17 protein-coding genes and 1 pseudogene are annotated in these 19,730 nt (G+C 69.8%); 14 read left to right on the plus strand and 4 right to left on the minus strand.

Annotated features, from left to right (window positions below):
• Positions 1–877 (minus strand): annotated as a pseudogene (locus B9S61_RS19925) (regulator); the annotation flags it as partial.
• Positions 878–1,158: 281 nt separating this feature from the next.
• On the opposite strand from B9S61_RS19925, the gene lipB reads away from it, so the two are divergent.
• From lipB to B9S61_RS19945, 4 genes are all read left to right on the plus strand, one after another.
• Positions 1,159–1,956, plus strand: coding sequence for a lipoyl(octanoyl) transferase LipB (lipB, locus tag B9S61_RS19930; RefSeq protein ID WP_103543471.1), 798 nt, complete (start codon positions 1,159–1,161; stop codon positions 1,954–1,956).
• Positions 1,957–2,111: 155 nt separating this feature from the next.
• Positions 2,112–3,077: a lipoyl synthase gene (gene lipA, locus B9S61_RS19935; protein WP_103543472.1), complete on the plus strand. Its 966-nt coding sequence runs from the start codon at positions 2,112–2,114 to the stop codon at positions 3,075–3,077.
• Positions 3,078–3,399: 322 nt separating this feature from the next.
• Positions 3,400–3,600 carry a hypothetical protein gene (locus tag B9S61_RS19940; protein WP_103543473.1) on the plus strand — a complete coding sequence of 67 codons (201 nt, stop codon included), beginning with the start codon at positions 3,400–3,402 and terminating at the stop codon, positions 3,598–3,600.
• Between the two features lie 80 nt (positions 3,601–3,680).
• Entirely contained in the window at positions 3,681–4,388 is a 708-nt protein-coding gene (locus B9S61_RS19945) for a DUF4191 domain-containing protein (protein ID WP_103543474.1), read from the plus strand.
• A gap of 112 nt (positions 4,389–4,500) precedes the next feature.
• Here B9S61_RS19945 and B9S61_RS19950 read toward each other — a convergent pair whose 3' ends face one another.
• On the minus strand, positions 4,501–4,971 hold the full coding sequence (locus B9S61_RS19950) for an RDD family protein (protein WP_103543475.1): 471 nt from the start codon (positions 4,969–4,971) through the stop codon (positions 4,501–4,503).
• A gap of 210 nt (positions 4,972–5,181) precedes the next feature.
• On the opposite strand from B9S61_RS19950, the gene glnA reads away from it, so the two are divergent.
• The 5 genes from glnA (at position 5,182) to glnII (ending at position 10,004) form a co-directional block, all read left to right on the plus strand.
• Positions 5,182–6,591 (plus strand): type I glutamate--ammonia ligase, encoded by a 1,410-nt coding sequence (glnA, locus tag B9S61_RS19955; RefSeq protein ID WP_103543476.1) that lies wholly within the window; start codon positions 5,182–5,184, stop codon positions 6,589–6,591.
• A gap of 258 nt (positions 6,592–6,849) precedes the next feature.
• Complete coding sequence (locus B9S61_RS19960; RefSeq protein WP_103543477.1) at positions 6,850–7,107, plus strand: hypothetical protein; 258 nt, start codon at positions 6,850–6,852, stop codon at positions 7,105–7,107.
• 471 nt (positions 7,108–7,578) lie between these two features.
• A complete protein-coding gene (locus tag B9S61_RS19965) occupies positions 7,579–7,950 on the plus strand; it encodes an arsenate reductase family protein (protein ID WP_181007445.1) in 372 nt (123 codons plus the stop codon).
• A gap of 186 nt (positions 7,951–8,136) precedes the next feature.
• Positions 8,137–8,712: a septal ring lytic transglycosylase RlpA family protein gene (locus B9S61_RS19970; RefSeq protein WP_258039751.1), complete on the plus strand. Its 576-nt coding sequence runs from the start codon at positions 8,137–8,139 to the stop codon at positions 8,710–8,712.
• 263 nt (positions 8,713–8,975) lie between these two features.
• Positions 8,976–10,004, plus strand: a complete 1,029-nt coding sequence (gene glnII / locus B9S61_RS19975; protein ID WP_103543480.1) for a glutamine synthetase — start codon at positions 8,976–8,978, stop codon at positions 10,002–10,004.
• Positions 10,005–10,223: 219 nt separating this feature from the next.
• Here glnII and B9S61_RS19980 read toward each other — a convergent pair whose 3' ends face one another.
• Positions 10,224–11,096 carry a phosphatase PAP2 family protein gene (locus tag B9S61_RS19980; protein WP_103543481.1) on the minus strand — a complete coding sequence of 291 codons (873 nt, stop codon included), beginning with the start codon at positions 11,094–11,096 and terminating at the stop codon, positions 10,224–10,226.
• 134 nt (positions 11,097–11,230) lie between these two features.
• Entirely contained in the window at positions 11,231–12,265 is a 1,035-nt protein-coding gene (locus B9S61_RS19985) for a LacI family DNA-binding transcriptional regulator (RefSeq protein WP_103543482.1), read from the minus strand.
• Between the two features lie 422 nt (positions 12,266–12,687).
• Here B9S61_RS19985 and B9S61_RS19990 point away from each other — a divergent pair, with 422 nt between their 5' ends.
• From B9S61_RS19990 to B9S61_RS20010, 5 genes are all read left to right on the plus strand, one after another.
• Positions 12,688–13,959, plus strand: coding sequence for an extracellular solute-binding protein (locus B9S61_RS19990; protein WP_103543483.1), 1,272 nt, complete (start codon positions 12,688–12,690; stop codon positions 13,957–13,959).
• A 97-nt stretch (positions 13,960–14,056) separates the two neighbouring features.
• A complete protein-coding gene (locus B9S61_RS19995; protein ID WP_103543484.1) occupies positions 14,057–15,061 on the plus strand; it encodes a carbohydrate ABC transporter permease in 1,005 nt (334 codons plus the stop codon).
• Between the two features lie 13 nt (positions 15,062–15,074).
• Entirely contained in the window at positions 15,075–15,986 is a 912-nt protein-coding gene (locus B9S61_RS20000) for a sugar ABC transporter permease (protein ID WP_103543485.1), read from the plus strand.
• Between the two features lie 231 nt (positions 15,987–16,217).
• Entirely contained in the window at positions 16,218–17,963 is a 1,746-nt protein-coding gene (locus B9S61_RS20005) for a glycoside hydrolase family 13 protein (protein ID WP_103543486.1), read from the plus strand.
• 165 nt (positions 17,964–18,128) lie between these two features.
• Positions 18,129–19,502: an alpha-amylase family protein gene (locus B9S61_RS20010; RefSeq protein WP_103543487.1), complete on the plus strand. Its 1,374-nt coding sequence runs from the start codon at positions 18,129–18,131 to the stop codon at positions 19,500–19,502.
• Positions 19,503–19,730 lie beyond the last annotated feature (228 nt).

Here is a 19,730-nt window from a genome sequence, read left to right on the forward strand (position 1 = left end):
GGACGTACGCGCCGTAGGGCCGGTCCCCCGCCGCCTGCGCGAGCCGCAGTGCCTGCACGAAGTAGCGCTGCGCGAGCCCGTGCGCGGCGATGTCGTACGACGTCCAGCCGGCCAGTCGGGTCAGGTCCGCGGTGGCCGCGAACAGCCGGCGCCCGGTCTGTTCGCCGTAGGTGCCGCGCAGCATCGGCTCGCACTCGTGCTCCAGGTAGCGCACGAGGGCCTGGCGGGCGTGCCCGCCCCCGTACGCGTCGTCGAGGGTCCGGAACAGCTCGCCGACCGACCGCAGCGCGGCGATGTCGCCGCCGGTGACCCGCTGCCCGGGCCCGCGTTCGGCCGTACCGCGTCTGCGGGCGAGCAGTTCGGCCGGCCCCACGGGCCGGGGCGACAGCCGGCTCTGGGCGGGCACCCGGGGCGGCGGCTCCACGCGGGCCACCTTCTCGTCGGCCCGTCCGATGAGCCAGTCCCGGCTCGGCACCACCAGCCCTGCCGAGGTGAAGGCGATCTTGCGCAGTTCGGCGTGGCTGCCGGAGTCCTTTCGCCACAGGCCGCCGACGATGTCGACGGCCTCCTCCGGTGTGGCCGCGAACTCCAGCCCGGCGTAGACGGGGGCGCAGGCGTCCAGCCCCAGGTCCTGGGCGCTCAGCCGGCGTCCCAGGCGCCGGGTGAAGACCTCGGCGATCAGCGCCGGTGTCGTGCCGCGTGGCTGCTGCCCGCGCAGCCAGCGGGTGACGGAGGTCTTGTCGTATCTCAGGTCGAGCCCGTGTTCGAGACCGAGCTGGTCCACGCGACGGGCGAGTCCCGCGTTGGAGAACCCCGCTTCTGCGATGAGCGCGGCGAGCTGTCGGTTGGGGTTGCGCTGCGCGGGTCGTTCCGTCATCTGCGGTGCGGTCTCCTGCCTTCCGGCCATTGATGTGCCCGGATTGCCTGTGAGCAGCCCTTATGGCCTCCTGGACGGCGCGAATGTAGCGGAGAGTGAACACTCGATCGCAGACTTCGACGGGCATTCATCCGATCGTGTGAGGATTGACCGGACGCTGACGGCCGGCCGAGCGGGGGATCGACCGGGGAATTCGACCACCGATCGAGGCTCCCTCGAACGGTCGTACAGTGGCGTGGGCGCGTTTCGCGCCTGACGACCTTCTAGGGAGGCGCTTCGCCGTGAGTGAGTTGCGGTTCGTCCGGATGGGCTTCGGGGCCGAGGCCGTCGACTATCAGCAGGCCTGGGACGAGCAGCGCCGGGTGCACGCGGCGCGGTTCGCCGACGAGGTGCCCGACACGGTGATGCTCCTGGAGCACCCCCCGGTCTACACGGCCGGCCGGCGCACCGAGGCGAGCGAGCGCCCCCTGGACGGCACCCCGGTCATCGACGTGGACCGCGGCGGCAAGATCACCTGGCACGGCCCCGGCCAGCTGGTGGGCTACCCCATCCAGAAGCTGCCCCGCCCGGTGGACGTGGTCGCCCACGTCCGGCGCCTGGAGGAGGCCCTGATCCGCACCTGTGCGGAGTTCGGCCTGGAGACCACCCGGATCGAGGGCCGCAGCGGGGTGTGGGTGCTGGGCGACCCGGTGGAGCAGCGCCCGGCGCCCGGCGGGCTCTCCCTGGACTTCGACCCCCGGCTGCACGACGAGGAGTTCGACCCGCGCCTGGACGGGCCGGAGTACGCGCCCTCCAACGCCGGCCAGCGCCGCGAGGACCGCAAGATCGCCGCGATCGGCATCCGTGTGGCCAAGGGCGTCACGATGCACGGTTTCGCGCTCAACGTGAACCCCGACAACAAGTGGTTCGACAGGATCATCCCGTGCGGGATCCGCGACGCGGGCGTGGCCTCCCTGGGACACGAGCTGGGCCGGGACGTGACGATCGACGAGGTGCTCCCGGTCGTGGAGCGCCACCTCCGGAACGTCCTGCAGAACGCGGAACCGAAGCCCCGGGTCATCGAGAAGACACCCGCATGAGAACAGCCCGTCCGGCGTTTGAGGACAAGACCCGTTCAGGGCCGGGCGGGGGCCTGGGGGCGGCAGCCCCCAGCAGGCCCGACACCCACGCCGGGTTTCAAATCAACGGGCGTACCCTTGAGCACACCGAAGAATCAATCGCTAGGGAGCCGGTCGTGTCCGCAGTCGCACCCGACGGACGCAAGATGCTGCGCCTGGAGGTCCGCAACAGCCAGACCCCCATCGAGCGCAAGCCCGAGTGGATCAAGACCCGGGCGAAAATGGGCCCCGAGTACTCCAAGATGCAGAGCCTGGTCAAGAGCGAGGGTCTGCACACGGTCTGCCAGGAAGCCGGCTGTCCGAACATCTACGAGTGCTGGGAGGACCGCGAGGCCACCTTCCTCATCGGCGGCGACCAGTGCACCCGGCGCTGCGACTTCTGCCAGATCGACACGGGCAAGCCCGAGGCACTGGACCGTGACGAGCCGCGCCGCGTCGGCGAGTCGGTCGTCACCATGGACCTGAACTACGCCACCATCACCGGCGTGGCCCGCGACGACCTCGAGGACGGCGGCGCCTGGCTGTACGCGGAGACGGTGCGCCAGATCCACGCGCAGACCGCGGAGCGCGCGGAGGGCCGTACGAAGGTCGAGCTGCTGGCCCCCGACTTCAACGCCGTACCGGAGCAGCTGGCGGAGGTCTTCTCCTCCCGCCCCGAGGTCTTCGCGCACAACGTCGAGACGGTCCCCCGGATCTTCAAGCGCATCCGTCCGGGCTTCCGCTACGACCGTTCCCTGAAGGTCATCACCGACGCCCGTGACTACGGTCTGGTCACCAAGTCGAACCTGATCCTCGGTATGGGCGAGACCCGCGAGGAGGTCGGCGAGGCGCTGCGGCAGCTCCACGACGCCGGCTGCGAGCTGGTCACCATCACCCAGTACCTGCGGCCCTCCGTGCGCCACCACCCCGTGGAGCGCTGGGTGAAGCCGCACGAGTTCGTGGAGCTGAAGGAGGAGGCCGAGCAGATCGGCTTCTCCGGTGTGATGTCCGGGCCGCTGGTCCGCTCCTCCTACCGGGCCGGCCGGCTCTACGGGATGGCCGTGGAGAAGCGGGGCGCGTACGTGGCCTCCCAGTCCGTCTGATCCGGAACACCGGAGCACCGGGCCGGAACGGGCCCGGAGCCCTCCTCCGGGGGAGGGCGCACGACACCAACGGCGGCGTGTGAATTCACGCACAAGGCCTACCGGCCAGTAGTGGCCGAGAGAACGCGGTCCCGACCGTCCTCGCAGATGAGGGCACAGGTCGGGGCCGCGTCGGCGTTCCAGGACCGCCCGCCGGGCTTCATGCCTGTTTGACCGGCCGGTCACGTCCTGGTAACACCAGTCAGTGAGCCTGGTATCACAGCACGTACAGGCACGTACAGCACGAACCCCCCACCCGTCCGCACCCAGGGAGCCCTCCGCCATGCAGGCCGCGCCCGTCCGCGCCACCGCCATCCCGTCCTTCTCCACCGCCCTGCGCGCCGTGGAGTCGCTGCTGATGAGCGGCGGTCAGCGCACCGCCCGCCGCAACGCCTGGACCTCCGTCCTGGAGGACCGCCGTCGCGCCAAGGACCGGGTCGAGACCCAGCTCGTCCTCGACCGGACCCCGATCACCCGCCCCTGAGACCGCCCGGCCCCCGTCCGCCCCGTCCCACCCCGGGCACTGCCGTCGAAGGCGCTCCGGGGGGCACGTAGACTCATGGCATGGCGAGGAAGGAAACCGCAGCGGACGCTGCGAACCCCGGGCGACTCAAGCAGATCGCCCTGACCTACAAGATGACCCGCAGGGCCGACAAGAAGATCGGTCTTGTACTCGCGGCTGTCGGAATCGTCACCTTCGGTGTCTTCCTCGCGATCGGTTTCTTGATCGGGCACCCCATCTATCTCGGCATCCTGGGCTTCCTGCTCGCCTTCCTCGCGACGGCGATCGTGTTCGGGCGGCGGGCGGAGCGGGCGGCCTTCGGGCAGATGGAGGGACAGCCGGGCGCTGCGGCGGCCGTGCTCGACAACATCGGCCGGGGCTGGACGACGACCCCCGCGGTGGCGATGAACCGCAGCCAGGACGTGGTGCACCGCGCGGTCGGCAAGGCCGGCATCGTGCTGATCGCGGAGGGCAACCCGAACCGGGTGAAGAGCCTGCTGGCCGCCGAGAAGAAGAAGATGAACCGCATCGTCGCGGACGTCCCGGTGCACGACATGATCGTGGGTACGGGCGAGGGCCAGGTCGAGCTGAAGAAGCTGCGCACGACGATGCTGAAGCTGCCCCGTGTGCTCTCCGGCCCGCAGGTCACCGCGACCAACGACCGGCTGCGCGCCCTGGGCGACCTGATGAGCAACATGCCGCTCCCCAAGGGCCCGATGCCCAAGGGCATGAAGCTGCCGAAGGGCGGCGGCGGCCAGCGCGGCCGCTGAACCGCACTTCCTTCACGCGTACGAGGACGGGGCGCCGGAATCGCTTCCGGCGCCCCGTCCTCGTGTTGCCCGCCGCCGCTCGGTGTTGCCTGCCGCCGCGCGAGCGCCGAGGTCAGACGCGCACCTCGACCGTGCGGACCAGGCGGTCGTGCAGACCGCGCCCGTCGCGGTCCCAGATGAGGGCGGGGACGGCGAGGCAGAGCAGGGCCGAGCGCACCAGCCCGCGCAGCGGCTGGACCCGGCCGGTGCCGAGGGTGACGACCCGCAGCCCGAACAGACGCTTGCCCGGGGTGAAGCCGACCGTGCCGACGGTGAGGGCACTCAGCGCGAGGAACACCAGCAGCGCCCAGTTACCGGTCGTCCGCGGGTCGTAGCCCTCGGTGATCAGGCCGTATGCGATCAGCATGCACAGACCCCAGTCCACGGCGAGGGCGCCGAGCCTGCGGCCGGGGCGCGCGATCGAGCCCGGTCCGTCCTCCGGCAGCCCCAGCTGCTCACCCCGGTAACCGAAGTCGGCACCGGCGTCCTCCATGGCCGCACGCGGCCCGGAGAGCCATGATCCGATTGCTTGCCTGTTGTCCACCCGTCCACGGTACTGCGCCCGGATATGACCACAGGACGGCGGGGTGCGTCGGGGCTACCGTGGGAGAGACCCCGGTTAACTCGTGCGAAACAAATGGGTCACGCACGAGAAATGACACGTCCCTAGGGTCGAGCGCAGCGTGTGCCACCCGCACTGGCCGCACGAACGATCTACCACCCCGGCGGGACGGTCGGGAGTAGGAGGAGCTGGATGTTCCAGAACGCCGACGAGGCCAAGAAGTTCATCGGGGACGAGGACGTCAAGTTCATCGACGTCCGGTTCTGCGACCTCCCGGGTGTGATGCAGCACGTCACCGTGCCGGCGGAGGCGTTCGACCCGGACGAGGAGCTGGCGTTCGACGGCTCGTCGATCCGCGGTTTCCAGGCCATCCACGAGTCCGACATGTCGCTGCGCGCGGACCTGTCGACCGCCCGGATCGACCCGTTCCGCCGTGACAAGACGCTGAACATCAACTTCTTCATCCACGACCCGATCACCGGCGAGCAGTACTCCCGTGACCCGCGCAACGTGGCCAAGAAGGCCGAGGCGTACCTGGCCTCCACGGGTATCGCCGACACCGCGTTCTTCGGCCCGGAGGCCGAGTTCTACGTCTTCGACAGCGTCCGCTTCAAGACGTCCGAGAACGAGTCCTTCTACCACATCGACTCCGAGGCGGGCGCCTGGAACACCGGCGCGCTGGAGGACAACCGCGGCTACAAGGTCCGCTACAAGGGCGGCTACTTCCCGGTCCCGCCGGTCGACCACTTCGCCGACCTGCGTGCCGAGATCTCCCTGGAGCTGGCCCGGTCCGGCCTGAAGGTCGAGCGCCAGCACCACGAGGTGGGCACCGCCGGCCAGGCGGAGATCAACTACAAGTTCAACACGCTCCTCGCCGCCGCGGACGACCTGCAGCTCTTCAAGTACATCGTGAAGAACGTCGCCTGGCGCAACGGCAAGACCGCGACCTTCATGCCGAAGCCGATCTTCGGTGACAACGGTTCGGGCATGCACGTCCACCAGTCGCTGTGGGCGGGCGGCGAGCCGCTCTTCTACGACGAGCAGGGCTACGCCGGCCTGTCGGACATGGCCCGCTACTACATCGGCGGCATCCTCAAGCACGCCCCGTCGCTGCTGGCCTTCACCAACCCGACGGTGAACTCCTACCACCGTCTGGTGCCGGGCTTCGAGGCGCCGGTGAACCTGGTGTACTCGCAGCGCAACCGCTCCGCCGCGATGCGCATCCCGATCACCGGCTCCAACCCGAAGGCCAAGCGCGTCGAGTTCCGCGCCCCGGACGCCTCCGGCAACCCGTACCTGGCGTTCTCGGCCCTGCTCCTCGCGGGCCTGGACGGCATCAAGAACAAGATCGAGCCGGCCGAGCCGATCGACAAGGACCTCTACGAGCTGGCTCCCGAGGAGCACGCGAACGTGGCCCAGGTCCCGACCTCCCTCGGCGCCGTCCTCGACCGCCTCGAGGCCGACCACGAGTTCCTCCTCCAGGGCGACGTCTTCACGCCGGACCTGATCGAGACGTGGATCGACTTCAAGCGCCAGAACGAGATCGCCCCGCTGCAGCTCCGCCCGCACCCGCACGAGTTCGAGCTGTACTTCGACGTGTGATCCCCGCCCGGGCCGGAGCGGGTGACCGCTCCCCCGGCCCGTGTCGAAGCCGCCGCCGGCACTCCTGGACGAGTGCCGGCGGCGGCTTCTTCCGTGGTGCCCGGCCGGGCGGGACTGCCTCGCCCCGGCGTCCCGTGTCCGTCACGATGCCGCGGCCCACGGAGCGCCCGCGTGCTCCGGCTGACCGGAAAGCTTCCCTCCTGGCGGCCGGGGAGGGATCCTTGATCTGACACGGTTGTTCGAGAGGAGGTCACGGGGATGTCCGAAAGGGACGACGAAGATCGGGAGTTCGACATCAAGTGGGCGGACGGCGCCGTGCACAAGGAGCCGTCCGCGCGGGCCAGGATGCTCGCCGCACGCTGGAAGGACAACCCGCCCGGACCGGTCCCCTTCCGTGGTGAGCCGGAGCACCGGGGATCGGCCGGGCGCTCGTCCTGGGTGTCGACGGCCGTGGTGCTCGGCTGCGTCGCCGCGGTGATCGTGCTGCTCGGCTCCATCAACTTCCGGCCGTACTGATCCCGGCGGCGCCGCCCGCCCACCGGGCCCCTGGTGCGCGTACCCGCCCCGGACCCGACCGCCCGGCCCGCTCCCGGGTCGCGGCCGGCCTGACCCGCGGTGCGCGACGTACCAGTCCCGCGGCCGGCCGGACGGCAGCGGGCGCTTCTCCACCGGGACGCGGGGCGTGTCGAGCGGCACGGGACGCTTCGCGGTGGACCGGGTGGGCAGGGGCTTCGGCTTCAGTGCGGCAGCGGGCACGGGCATCCTCCTGTCGCGGACGGGGGCCCGCCGAGGTCCACGACGACCCCGGCGGCTCCCTCGAACACTACTTCCAGTCTATCGTCCGGCACTGACCATCGACAGGGTCGAGCGGGCGAGTAAACACGCTGGTGGACAGGGCCTTTGCCGTGCTGCCACAGCACCCCGGCGAGCACAACCGCGACACGGCGATGAATTCGAACAGCGGGAGTACCGCGTACGGTGTCGGGCATGGAGATCTGGATCAACCCGGCCTGTTCCAAGTGCCGTAGCGCCATCAGTCTGCTCGACACCGAGGGGGCCGAGTACACGGTCCGCCGGTACCTGGAGGAGGTACCGGGCGAGGACGAGATCCGGGGGGTACTGGAGCGGCTGGGGCTGGAGCCGTGGGACATCACGCGGACCCAGGAGGCCGAGGCGAAGGAACTGGGGCTCGGGGAGTGGGCGCGGGACGCCGGTACGCGGGACCGGTGGGTGGCGGCGCTCGCCGCGCATCCGAGACTGATCCAGCGGCCGATCATCACGGCGGACGACGGAACGGCGGTCGTGGGACGCACGGACGACGCGGTGCGGGACGCCCTCTCCCGCCGGAGGACGCCGTGACGCAGGCCACTTCGGTGACGTGGGCCGGCCTCTGGGCAACGCCGTTCGGTATCCCGTACCTAGCGGCGTACGCCCCCCCTACCGCTTCAGGAGGCGCGCACGTCGCACAGGAGAACACCCGGACCCAAGAAGAAGCTCGCGCTGCTGCTCAGCGCCGCCACGGTGGCGGGAGGCGGCAGCTTCCTCATGGCGACGACGTCGAACGCCACCCCGCCGGCCGCCACCACCGAGTCGGCGGCGGACTCGACCGTCCGCCAGGGGCTGGCCACCGCGCTCGGCAACGACGAGAGGTTCATCGAGGGCCAGCGGGCGAACCCGGACGCGCGGTCCGCGGCGCGGATCGTCAACCGCGAGGCGGTCGTCGACCGGATCCGGCTCCAGCAGGAGGCGTCCGGATGCACGGTTGGGGAGTCGGCTCAGGACTCCCAGACCGCGCAGCCGGAGCACCCCGCACAGCCCGCGCCCTCGCAGCCGGCCGCGGGCGACCAGGACGCAGGGGCCGGGCAGGCCTCCGGTGAGCAGGTGTGCAACGGGTCGACCGTCACCCTCTCCGGCGAGGACGGCGCCCCGGCGGCGTCCAGCAACCAGTTCCCGGCCGGGACGAAGCTGGAGGTCACCAACCTGGACAACGGCAAGTCCACGACGGTGGAGGTCACTTCGGCGTCCGGCAGCCGTGTGCTGCTGAACAACGCGGCCTACGAGCAGGTCCGTGAGGCCGGCAAGTTCGTGATCCGCCGCGCGGTGATCGAGAAGGTGGGGTGACGGCGGATTCCCTCGGGCGGGGCCCGCTGCTCACGGTCGGGAGCGACGGGCCCCCTCACGTGCCGTAGCAGACACTCCCGCCGCCCCGCACGCTCACGGAGTGGGGCGCGGCACACCGGTGTCCGGTAACACGGGGTTCACACGAGGGCAATGGCCGGGAAATCGCCTGTTGACAGGCTGCGTGACATCGACGGCGGCGCCCCGGTGCCGCAGCGCCGCCGGCACCCGCACCAGCGTCAGCCCCACCCCGAAGGATGTGGACCGTGAGCTTCAAGGCCGAGTACATCTGGATCGACGGCACCCAGCCGACCGCCAAGCTGCGTTCCAAGACGAAGATCCTGGACGACGACGCCAAGGGCGCGGATCTGCCGGTCTGGGGCTTCGACGGGTCCTCCACCAGCCAGGCCGAGGGGCACGCCTCCGACCGCGTCCTCAAGCCGGTCTTCGTCTGCCCTGACCCGATCCGCGGCGGTGCAGACGTCCTGGTGCTGTGCGAGGTCCTGAACACGGACATGACGCCGCACGAGTCCAACACGCGTGCCGCGCTGGCCGAGGTGGCCGGGAGGTTCGCCGGCCAGGAGCCCGTTTTCGGTATCGAGCAGGAGTACACCTTCTTCAAGGGTGCCCGCCCTCTCGGCTTCCCCGAGGGCGGCTTCCCGGCCGCGCAGGGCGGCTACTACTGCGGTGTCGGCTCCGACGAGATCTTCGGCCGCGACGTCGTCGAGGCGCACCTGGAGAACTGCCTGAAGGCGGGGCTCGGCATCTCCGGCATCAACGCCGAGGTCATGCCGGGCCAGTGGGAGTTCCAGGTCGGTCCGCTGGCCCCGCTGGAGGTCTCCGACCAGCTGTGGGTGGCCCGCTGGCTGCTCTACCGCACCGCCGAGGACTTCGAGGTCTCCGCCACCCTGGACCCCAAGCCGGTCAAGGGCGACTGGAACGGCGCGGGCGCGCACACCAACTTCTCCACCAGGTCGATGCGCGAGGGGTACGACGCGATCATCACCGCCTGCGAGTCGCTCGGTGAGGGTTCCAAGCCGCTGGACCACGTCAAGAACTACGGCGCCGGCATCGACGACCGCCTCACCGGTCTGCACGAGACCGCCCCGTGGAACGAGTACTCCTACGGTGTCTCCGACCGCGGCGCCTCGGTGCGCATCCCGTGGCAGGTCGAGAAGGACGGCAAGGGCTACATCGAGGACCGCCGCCCGAACGCCAACGTCGACCCGTACCTGGTGACCCGCCTGCTGGTCGACACGTGCTGCGCGGCGCTGGAGAAGGCCGGCCAGGTCTGATCCCTACCGCGGACGACGCGAGGGGCGCCCGCCATGGAGGTGGGCGACCCTCGCGTCTTCTGCTTCAACGGGGCAACGGTCGGCCACCGGAAGCGCGACGCGGCGGGGCGCGGGGACCTCGAGCCGTTCTGGCCGTCCCGTCAGCATCACGACTTCGGCCTGTCGTCGCGCGACGAACGCGCCGGCCCAAACGCCCTCCGGGTCCGCCGGCCCCCGCGCTCATCCCTGCTTGGGCAGCGGAACCCGCTCGCGCTCGCGCTTCCTGCCCTCCGGGACCTGTTTCGGCAGGGCGTAGGGCTGACGCCCGTACCAGAGCAGGGCGACCCCGTAGCCGACGGCCAGGCAGATCATGCCGCCCACCGCGTCCAGCCAGAAGTGGTTGGCGGTGGCGACGATGACCACCAGGGTGGCCGCCGGGTACAGCAGGCCCAGTACCCGCGCCCACGGAACCGTGGCCAGCGCGAAGATCGTGACACCGGCCCAGACCGACCAGCCGATGTGCATCGAGGGCATCGCCGCGTACTGGTTGGACATGTTCTTCAGGTCCCCGGAGGCCATCGAACCCCAGGTGTGGTGCATCAGCACGGTGTCGATGAAGTCCTGGCCGTCCATCAGCCGGGGCGGGGCCAGTGGATACAGGTAGTAGCCGACCAGCGCGAAGCCCGTCGTGGTGAACAGGACCAGCCGGGTCGCCGCGTACCGGCCGGGATGACTACGGTAGAGCCACACGAGGACACCCAGAGTGACCACGAAGTGCAGGGTGGCGTAGTAGTAGTTCATCCCGACGACGAGCCATGTCACCGAGTTCACGGCGTGGTTGACGGACTCCTCGAAGGCCAGACCCAGCTGCTGCTCCAGCCGCCAGATCCAGTCGGCGTTGCGCAGCGCCTCGGCCCGCTGTTCGGGCACGGCGTTGCGGATGAGCGAGTACGTCCAGTAACTGACCGCGATCAGCAGGATCTCGAACCACAGCCGGGGCCGGCGGGGAGTGTGCGGACGGGGCAGGAGCCGCCACCCCGTCGCCTCGTCCGCGACGGGGTGTGCTGCGGCCTCTTCCCGGCCTTTCAGCGTGGTCACGGTCGGTTCACCCATGGGCACAGAGTCTGCCAGAGAAGACGTCCCCCCTCGGATCATCCCCCGATCGGGCCCGGCCCGCATCCTCACGCTCCGGGGACAGACGTCCGCCCTCCTCCTCCGGGTGCGCGGAAGGAGGCCTTCTCTCCGCCCTAGGGACGACTCCGGTCCCCGGGGGCCGACGCGGTCGAGCCGCGCACCACCAGCTCCGGCATGAAGACGAACTCGCTGTGGGGTGCGGGCGTCCCGCCGATCTCCTCGAGCAGGGTACGCACGGCGGCCTGGCCCATCGCCGGGACCGGCTTGCGGACCGTGGTCAGCGGCGGGTCGGTGAACGCGATCAGCGGGGAGTCGTCGAAGCCGACCACCGAGATGTCCTTCGGCACGTCCAGACCGCGCTGCCGGGCCGCCCGTATCGCGCCCAGCGCCATCATGTCGCTCGCGCACACCACCGCCGTGCAGCCGCGGTCCATGAGCGCGGCGGCGGCCGCCTGGCCGCCCTCCAGCGTGTACAGCGAGTGCTGGACCAGCTCCGTCTCAGCCGTCTCGGCGCTCAGGCCCAGCTGCTCCTGCACGGCGCGGACGAAGCCCTCTATCTTGCGCTGCACCGGCACGAACCGCTTCGGCCCGAGCGCGAGCCCGATCCGCGTGTGGCCGAGCGAGGCGAGGTGGGTGACGGCGAGCGACATCGCGGCCCGGTCGTCGGGGGAGATGAACGGCGCCTGCACCTTTGGCGAGAAACCGTCCACGAGGACGAACGGAACGCCCTGCGCCCGCAGCCGGTCGTAGCGCTGCGTGTCGGCGGTGGTGTCCGCGTGCAGTCCGGAGACGTAGATGATGCCGGCCACCCCGCGGTCCACCAGCATCTCGGTCAGCTCGTCCTCCGTCGACCCGCCGGGGGTCTGGGTGGCGAGCACCGGGGTGTAGCCCTGGCGGGTCAGCGCCTGCCCGATGACCTGGGCCAGCGCCGGGAAGATCGGATTCTCCAGCTCGGGGGTGATCAGTCCGACCAGGCCCTCGCTGCGCTGCCGCAACCGCACCGGGCGCTCGTAGCCCAGGACGTCGAGGGCGGCGAGCACGGACTGGCGTGTGGTGGCGGCGACGCCCGGCTTCCCGTTCAGGACGCGGCTGACGGTCGCCTCGCTCACCCCCGCCTGAGCAGCGATATCAGCAAGCCGTGTGGTCACAGGAGTGGACTTTAGCTGCCGGTTCCCACCTTGCACACCGACAGGACGCCTGGTGCGCGCCGTCGGACGGCCCGTTGCGGGCTGCTGGGTCATCGCGATCCCTCACGTGGTGGTCGGCGTCCGGTCCGCAAGGGATGATTCCCCCGGCGGCAACCGATGGCAAGTGCTTGCAGAGTCTTGCACACCAGTCCGAAGCCCTGTCGTACAGGCGGATACCGGGGTCGCGGGGCGGTCGAGAACAGGTCACGGCGGCATAACTCTCGGCGTCGCTTGCAAAACTTTTCTGCAAGGTCTTTCGAAACGGTTCCAGCGCTGTTACGTTCACGTCGCCCGGCGGCTCCATCGGCGCAGTCGGCACGATTCGCAGGACGGCAGACGGGGCCGCACCTGCACTCACGGGCTTAACCCTCAAGGAGAACCTCATGCGGCGTGGCATAGCGGCCACCGCGCTGGTGGCGTCCCTCGCCCTCGCGGCGACGGCCTGCGGCGGAGACAGCGACAGCGGCGACAAGGCCGGCGGACCGGTCACCATCACCTGGTGGGACACCTCCAACGCGACCAACGAGGCGCCGACCTACCAGGCCCTGGTCAAGGAGTTCGAGGCCGCCAACAAGGACATCAAGGTCAAGTTCGTCAACGTCCCCTTCGACCAGGCGCAGAACAAGTTCGACACCGCCGCCGGTTCCAAGGGCGCCCCCGACGTGCTGCGCTCCGAGGTCGGCTGGACCCCCGCCTTCGCCAAGAAGGGCTTCTTCCTGCCGCTGGACGGCACCGAGGCCCTCGCCGAGCAGGACAAGTTCAAGCCCAACCTGCTCGAGCAGGCCACGTACGAGGGCAAGACCTACGGCGTCCCCTTCACCACGGACACCCTCGCCCTCGTCTACAACAAGGAGCTGTTCGCGAAGGCCGGCGTCGAGGCCCCCAAGACCTGGGACGACCTGAAGAAGGCCGCCGCCACCATCAAGGACAAGACCGGCGTCGACGGCTACTGGGGTTCCACGGCCGGCTACTACGCGCAGCCGTTCCTGTACGGCGAGGGCACCGACATGGTCGACGCCGACGCCAAGAAGGTCACCGTGAAGTCGCCCGCGGCCGAGAAGGCCTACGGCACCTGGCTGGACCTCTTCGAGGGCAAGGGCCTGCACAAGGCCGACACCACCGCCGACGCCTACGCCCACATCCAGGACGCGTTCGTCAACGGCAAGGTCGCCTCGATCATCCAGGGCCCGTGGGAGATCACCAACTTCTACAAGGGCTCCGCGTTCAAGGACAAGAACAACCTCGGTATCGCCACCGTCCCGGCCGGATCGGCCGGCAAGGCGGGCGCCCCGACCGGCGGCCACAACCTCTCGGTCTACGCCGGCTCCAGCAAGGACAAGCAGGAGGCCGCGCTGAAGTTCGTGAACTTCATGACCTCGGCCAAGGCGCAGGAGACCATCGCGCTGAAGAACTCCACGCTGCCCACGCGTGACGACGCCTACACCGACCAGGTCAAGGCCGACCCGGGCATCGCCGGCTACCAGACGGTCCTCTCGGCCGCCCAGCCGCGCCCGGCGCTGCCCGAGTACAGCTCCCTGTGGGGTCCGATGGACGACGAGCTGCCGCAGATCGCGGGCGGCAAGGAGTCCCTGGACAAGGGCCTCGGTGACGCGGAGACCGCGATCGCCAAGCTGGTGCCGGAGTTCAGCAAGTAACGCCCGTGTGGCCGCCGGACCCGCTTCCAGGAGGGGAGGGTCCGGTGGCCGCCGGCCTGTGTGCCGTCCCCCTTGACCATCCAGAAGGTGCCGAACCATGACAGTCGCCATCGACCGCGCGACCGGCAAGCGCCGCGGTGACCGCGCGCCCCGCCCCGGGCCGGTCAGCCGCCTGAAGCGCGGTTACCAGAAGTACTGGTACGCCTACGCCATGATCGCGCCGGTGGCGCTGGTGCTCGGCGTCATCGTGCTGTACCCCCTGGCGTACGGCTTCTATCTCACGCTCACCGACGCCGACAGCCTCAACTCGGCCCGCACCATCGGCGTCAACGAGATCGAGGCCACCTGGAAGTTCATCGGCATCGACAACTACGCCGACATCCTGTGGGGCGAGACGGCCTACGACCGCTTCTGGTCCAAGTTCATCTGGACGATCGTGTGGACGGCGGCCTGTGTCGCCCTGCACTACGGCATCGGCCTGGGCCTGGCCCTGCTGCTCAACCAGAAGCTGCGCGGCCGCACCTTCTACCGGCTGGTCCTGATCCTGCCGTGGGCCGTGCCGACCTTCGTCACCGTCTTCGGCTGGCGGTTCATGCTCGCCGACGCCGGCATCATCAACTCCGGCCTGGACTTCCTCGGGATGCCCACCCCGGCCTGGCTGGAGGACACCTTCTGGCAGCGGTTCGCGGCCATCATGGTCAACACCTGGTGCGGTGTGCCGTTCATGATGATCTCCCTGCTCGGCGGACTGCAGTCCATCGACGCCAGCCTGTACGAGGCGGCCGAGATGGACGGCGCGAGCGCCTGGCAGCGCTTCCGTCACGTCACCCTGCCGGGCCTGCGCTCGGTCAGCTCCACCGTGGTCCTGCTCGGCGTCATCTGGACCTTCAACCAGTTCGCCGTGATCTTCCTGCTGTTCGGCAACACCGCCCCGGAGGCACAGATCCTCGTGACCTGGGCCTACCAGCTCGGCTTCGGACAGCAGCCGCGCGAATTCGCCGAGTCCGCCGCCTACGGCATGCTGCTGCTGGCCATCCTGGTCGTCTTCACCTCCTTCTACCGACGCTGGCTGAACCGCAATGACCAGCAGCTCGCGATCTGAGGCAGGAGTCCCCATGAGCACCTCCACCGTCACCCCCACCGCTCCGGCGGACCCGCCCGCCGGCGACAGGACCCCGGCCCGGGGGTCCCGCCGGCGCGGTGAGAGCGGCCCCCTGGCACGCCTCACCTCGCACGGCGTGCTGACCGTGGCCAGTCTGATCGCGCTGTTCCCGGTCGCCTGGCTGGTCTTCCTGTCCCTCGGCCCCGACAAGGACGACTATCTGCGTCCCGGCGGCATCTGGGGCAAGATGACGCTGGACAACTACGCGCACGTCCTGCAGGACACGAACTTCTTCGACTGGCTCAAGAGCTCGCTGATCGTCTCGCTCGGTACGACGGTCATCGGTGTCTTCGTCGCCGCCACCACCGGCTACGCGGTCTCCCGCATGCGCTTCCCGGGGTACAAGAAGTTCATGTGGGTGCTTCTGCTCACCCAGATGTTCCCGGTGGCCGTCCTGATGGTGCCGATGTACCAGATCCTCTCGGACCTGCAGCTCATCGACAGCTACCTCGGCCTCATCCTGGTCTACTGCTCGACGGCGGTGCCGTACTGCGCCTGGCTGATGAAGGGCTACTTCGACACCATCCCGTTCGAGATCGACGAGGCGGGACGGGTCGACGGGCTGAGCCCCATCGGTACGTTCGTACGGCTGATCCTGCCGCTGGCCAGGCCCGGTCTCGCGGTCGCCGCGTTCTACAGTTTCATCACCGCGTTCGGCGAGGTCGCCTTCGCCACGACGTTCATGCTCGACGACGAGAAGTACACCCTCGCCGTCGGTCTGCAGAGCTTCGTCAGCGAGCACGACGCACAGCGCAACCTCATGGCCGCCACCGCGGTCCTGATCGCGATACCGGTCTCCGCGTTCTTCTACCTCGTGCAGAAGAACCTGGTCACCGGCCTCACGGCCGGCGGCACGAAGGGGTAATAGTCGCCAGGGGGTGAACTGCCGTCATTCGGCCGCCGCACCGTCGTGGCTTGTCGCGCCCGCGCGGCGGAGCCGCATATCGACGCAGACCCGCGCCCCTGTACGGCGTTGCCCTCCCCGGGCCCGAGACGGCCGCGGTGGCCATCCGACCCCGCTGTCACCGCGGCCGCCTCGTCTCCCCGCCGTCACGACCCCACTCGCTCCCATGCCCGAACTCGTATCAAGGACGACATGAGCCAGCAGCCCTCCGCCGCCCCGGCCCCGACCCCCACGACCGACGCGGCCGTCGCCACCGTCTCCCGCCGCCGCGACTGGTGGCGGGACGCGGTGATCTACCAGGTGTACCCGCGCAGCTTCGCCGACAGCAACGGCGACGGCATGGGCGACCTGGAAGGCATCCGCTCCCGCCTGCCGTACCTGCGCGACCTCGGCGTGGACGCCGTGTGGCTCAGCCCCTTCTACGCCTCGCCGCAGGCCGACGCCGGGTACGACGTCGCCGACTACCGCGCCGTCGACCCCATGTTCGGCACCCTGCTCGACGCGGACGCGCTGATCCGGGAGGCCCGCCGGCTGGGCCTCAGGATCATCGTCGACCTGGTCCCGAACCACTCCTCCGACCAGCACGAGTGGTTCAAGCGCGCCCTCGCCGAGGGCCCCGGCTCGCCCTCGCGCGACCGCTACCACTTCCGCCCCGGCAAGGGCGAGAACGGCGAGCTGCCGCCCAACGACTGGGAGTCCATCTTCGGCGGCCCGGCCTGGACCCGGGTCACCGAACCCGACGGCACCCCGGGCGAGTGGTACCTGCACCTGTTCGCGCCCGAGCAGCCCGACTTCAACTGGGAGCACCCGGCGGTCGGCGACGAGTTCCGTTCCATCCTGCGGTTCTGGCTCGACATGGGCGTGGACGGCTTCCGCATCGACGTCGCCCACGGCATGGTGAAGGCCGAGGGCCTGCCCGACCTCGGAAACCACGAGCAGCTGAAGCTGCTGGGCAACGATGTCATGCCGTTCTTCGACCAGGACGGTGTCCACGACATCTACCGCCAGTGGCGGCTCATCCTCGACGAGTACAGCGATGCAAGAGGGCCCGAAGGGCCTTCCGCAGAAGGGCGGGGGCGGGAGACGGGCGGGCGCATCTTCGTCGCGGAGGCGTGGACCCCGACCGTCGAGCGGACGGCGAACTACGTCCGCCCCGACGAGCTGCACCAGGCGTTCAACTTCCAGTACCTCGGCACCCACTGGGACGCCGAGGAGCTGCGGACGGTCATCGACCGCACCCTGGACGCCATGCGCCCGGTCGGCGCCCCCGCCACCTGGGTGCTGTCCAACCACGACGTCACCCGGCACGCCACCCGCTTCGCCAACCCGGCCGGCCTGGGCACCCAGATCCGCCTCGCCGGCGACCGTGAACTGGGTCTGCGCCGCGCCCGCGCCGCCACCCTGCTGATGCTGGCGCTGCCCGGCTCGGCCTACGTCTACCAGGGCGAGGAGCTCGGCCTGCCGGACGTCGTGGACCTTCCCGACGAGGTGCGCCAGGACCCGGCGTACTTCAGGGGCGCGGGCCAGGACGGCTTCCGCGACGGCTGCCGGGTGCCGATCCCGTGGACCCGCGAGGGCGCGTCGTACGGCTTCGGCGACGGCGGCAGCTGGCTGCCGCAGCCGGCGGGCTGGGGCGAGCTCAGCGTCGAGGCGCAGACCGGTGACCCCGGCTCCACCCTCGAGTTGTACCGGTCCGCGCTCGCGGTACGCCGCGGCCAGGCCGATCTGGGCGCGGGCGACGCGGTGGAGTGGCTCAGGGCCCCGGAGGGCGTCCTCGCGTTCCGCCGCGGCGACTTCGTGTGCGTCGCCAACACCACGGGCGAGTCGGTGACGACCCCGGCGTACGGGCGGGTGCTGATCTCCAGCGGTGAGATCGCCGAGTCCGGCGGCGAGGCGAAGGTGCCGGCGGACACGACCGTGTGGTGGACCACGGGCTGACGTCCCTCCCGCAACTTTTTTCGTTCAAGTTGGTACGGCCCGCTGCCCTTTCGGGCGGCGGGCCTCTAACATCTGCGTTGCCGCAAGGTTGCCGAAGTTTTCTGCAAGACGCTTCAGCCGGCTCCGGCGGCATCCCCACACCCTTCGATGAAGAAGGAACCCCACATGGCACGCAGGTCCCTCGCCATGGTGACCGCGCTCGCGGCTGCTACGGTTGTCATGACCCCGACCGGTGCACAAGCCTCCCCGCCCGGCGGCAAGGACGTCACCGCCGTCCTGTTCGAATGGAACTTCGCCTCCGTGGCCCGTGAGTGCACCGACACCCTCGGACCCGCGGGCTACGGCTACGTCCAGGTCTCCCCGCCCGCCGAGCACATACAGGGCGCGCAGTGGTGGACGTCGTACCAGCCCGTCAGCTACCGGATCGCCGGGCGGCTCGGCGACCGTACGGCCTTCCGGAACATGGTGAACACCTGCCACGCGGCCGGCGTCAAGGTCGTCGCCGACACGGTCATCAACCACATGTCCGCGGGCAACGGCACCGGCACCGGCGGCTCGTCGTACACGAAGTACGGCTACCCCGGCCTGTACTCCTCGTACGACTTCGACAACTGCACCTCGCAGATCAACAACTACGGCGACCGCTGGAACGTCCAGAACTGCGAGCTGGTCGGTCTCGCCGACCTCGACACCGGTGAGGACTACGTCCGCGGAGCCATCGCCGGGTACATGAACGACCTGCTCTCCCTCGGCGTCGACGGCTTCCGCATCGACGCCGCCAAGCACATGCCGGCCGCCGACCTGGCAGACATCAAGTCCCGGCTGAGCAACCCGAACGCCTACTGGAAGCAGGAGGTCATCCACGGCGCCGGCGAGGCCGTCCAGCCCGGCGAGTACACGGGCAACGGCGACGTCCAGGAGTTCCGGTACGCCTACGACCTCAAGCGGGTCTTCAACAACGAGAACCTCGCCTACCTGAAGAACTACGGCGAGGGATGGGGCTACCTGAACAGCTCCGTCTCCGGCGTCTTCGTCGACAACCACGACACCGAGCGCAACGGCTCCACGCTCAGCTACAAGGACAACGCCACCTACACGCTGGCCAACGTCTTCATGCTGGCCTGGCCCTACGGCGCCCCGGACATCAACTCCGGCTACGAGTTCTCCGACCACGACGCCGGTCCGCCCAACAGCGGTCAGGTGAACGCCTGCTGGCAGAACGGCTGGAAGTGCCAGCACGCCTGGCCGGAGATCAGGTCCATGGTCGGCTTCCGCAACGCGACCCGGGGCCAGTCGGTCACCGACTGGTGGGACAACGGGGGCGACGCCATCGCCTTCGGCCGGGGCGGCAAGGGCTTCGTGGCCATCAACCACGAGTCCGGCTCGCCGACCCGCACCTACCAGACCTCCCTCCCGGCGGGCACGTACTGCAACGTGCAGAACAACACCCCCGTGACAGTGAACGGTTCGGGACAGCTGACCGCCACCCTCGGCTCCCACACGGCCCTCGCCGTGTACGCGGGCAAGTCGGGCTGCTGAACCCGCGCCGGTCGCGCCGCCGTTCACGGCGGCGCGACCGGCGTCTCGATGCAAATCCTTACCGTTACTTTCAGAACCCTTGCTGTAAAGCTTTCAACGGCGATAACGTCACGGCCGACGCTCCGGTGATGTGGCCGAAACAGGCCGAGCCGTGGCGTGGGGTCGGACCCGAATGAGCCGTAATCGCTAGGAGTTCACGCCTGTGATATCCAGATGGCCCGCGCCCCC

This window comes from Streptomyces sp. SM1 (assembly GCF_002910825.1).
In the GTDB taxonomy this organism is placed as follows: Bacteria; Actinomycetota; Actinomycetes; order Streptomycetales; family Streptomycetaceae; genus Streptomyces; species Streptomyces okerensis.

What these genes read in the sequence shown, in the direction of transcription:
- B9S61_RS19945 (WP_103543474.1), top strand. Translation starts at nt 3,681, where the DNA reads ATGGCGAGGAAGGAAACCGCAGCGGACGCTGCGAACCCCGGGCGACTC.
- glnA (WP_103543476.1), top strand. Translation starts at nt 5,182, where the DNA reads ATGTTCCAGAACGCCGACGAGGCCAAGAAGTTCATCGGGGACGAGGAC.
- B9S61_RS19980 (WP_103543481.1), bottom strand. Translation starts at nt 11,096, where the DNA reads ATGGGTGAACCGACCGTGACCACGCTGAAAGGCCGGGAAGAGGCCGCA.
- B9S61_RS20010 (WP_103543487.1), top strand. Translation starts at nt 18,129, where the DNA reads ATGGCACGCAGGTCCCTCGCCATGGTGACCGCGCTCGCGGCTGCTACG.
- B9S61_RS19995 (WP_103543484.1), top strand. Translation starts at nt 14,057, where the DNA reads ATGACAGTCGCCATCGACCGCGCGACCGGCAAGCGCCGCGGTGACCGC.
- B9S61_RS19960 (WP_103543477.1), top strand. Translation starts at nt 6,850, where the DNA reads ATGTCCGAAAGGGACGACGAAGATCGGGAGTTCGACATCAAGTGGGCG.
- B9S61_RS19965 (WP_181007445.1), top strand. Translation starts at nt 7,579, where the DNA reads ATGGAGATCTGGATCAACCCGGCCTGTTCCAAGTGCCGTAGCGCCATC.
- B9S61_RS20000 (WP_103543485.1), top strand. Translation starts at nt 15,075, where the DNA reads ATGAGCACCTCCACCGTCACCCCCACCGCTCCGGCGGACCCGCCCGCC.
- B9S61_RS19970 (WP_258039751.1), top strand. Translation starts at nt 8,137, where the DNA reads ATGGCGACGACGTCGAACGCCACCCCGCCGGCCGCCACCACCGAGTCG.
- B9S61_RS19990 (WP_103543483.1), top strand. Translation starts at nt 12,688, where the DNA reads ATGCGGCGTGGCATAGCGGCCACCGCGCTGGTGGCGTCCCTCGCCCTC.
- B9S61_RS20005 (WP_103543486.1), top strand. Translation starts at nt 16,218, where the DNA reads ATGAGCCAGCAGCCCTCCGCCGCCCCGGCCCCGACCCCCACGACCGAC.
- B9S61_RS19940 (WP_103543473.1), top strand. Translation starts at nt 3,400, where the DNA reads ATGCAGGCCGCGCCCGTCCGCGCCACCGCCATCCCGTCCTTCTCCACC.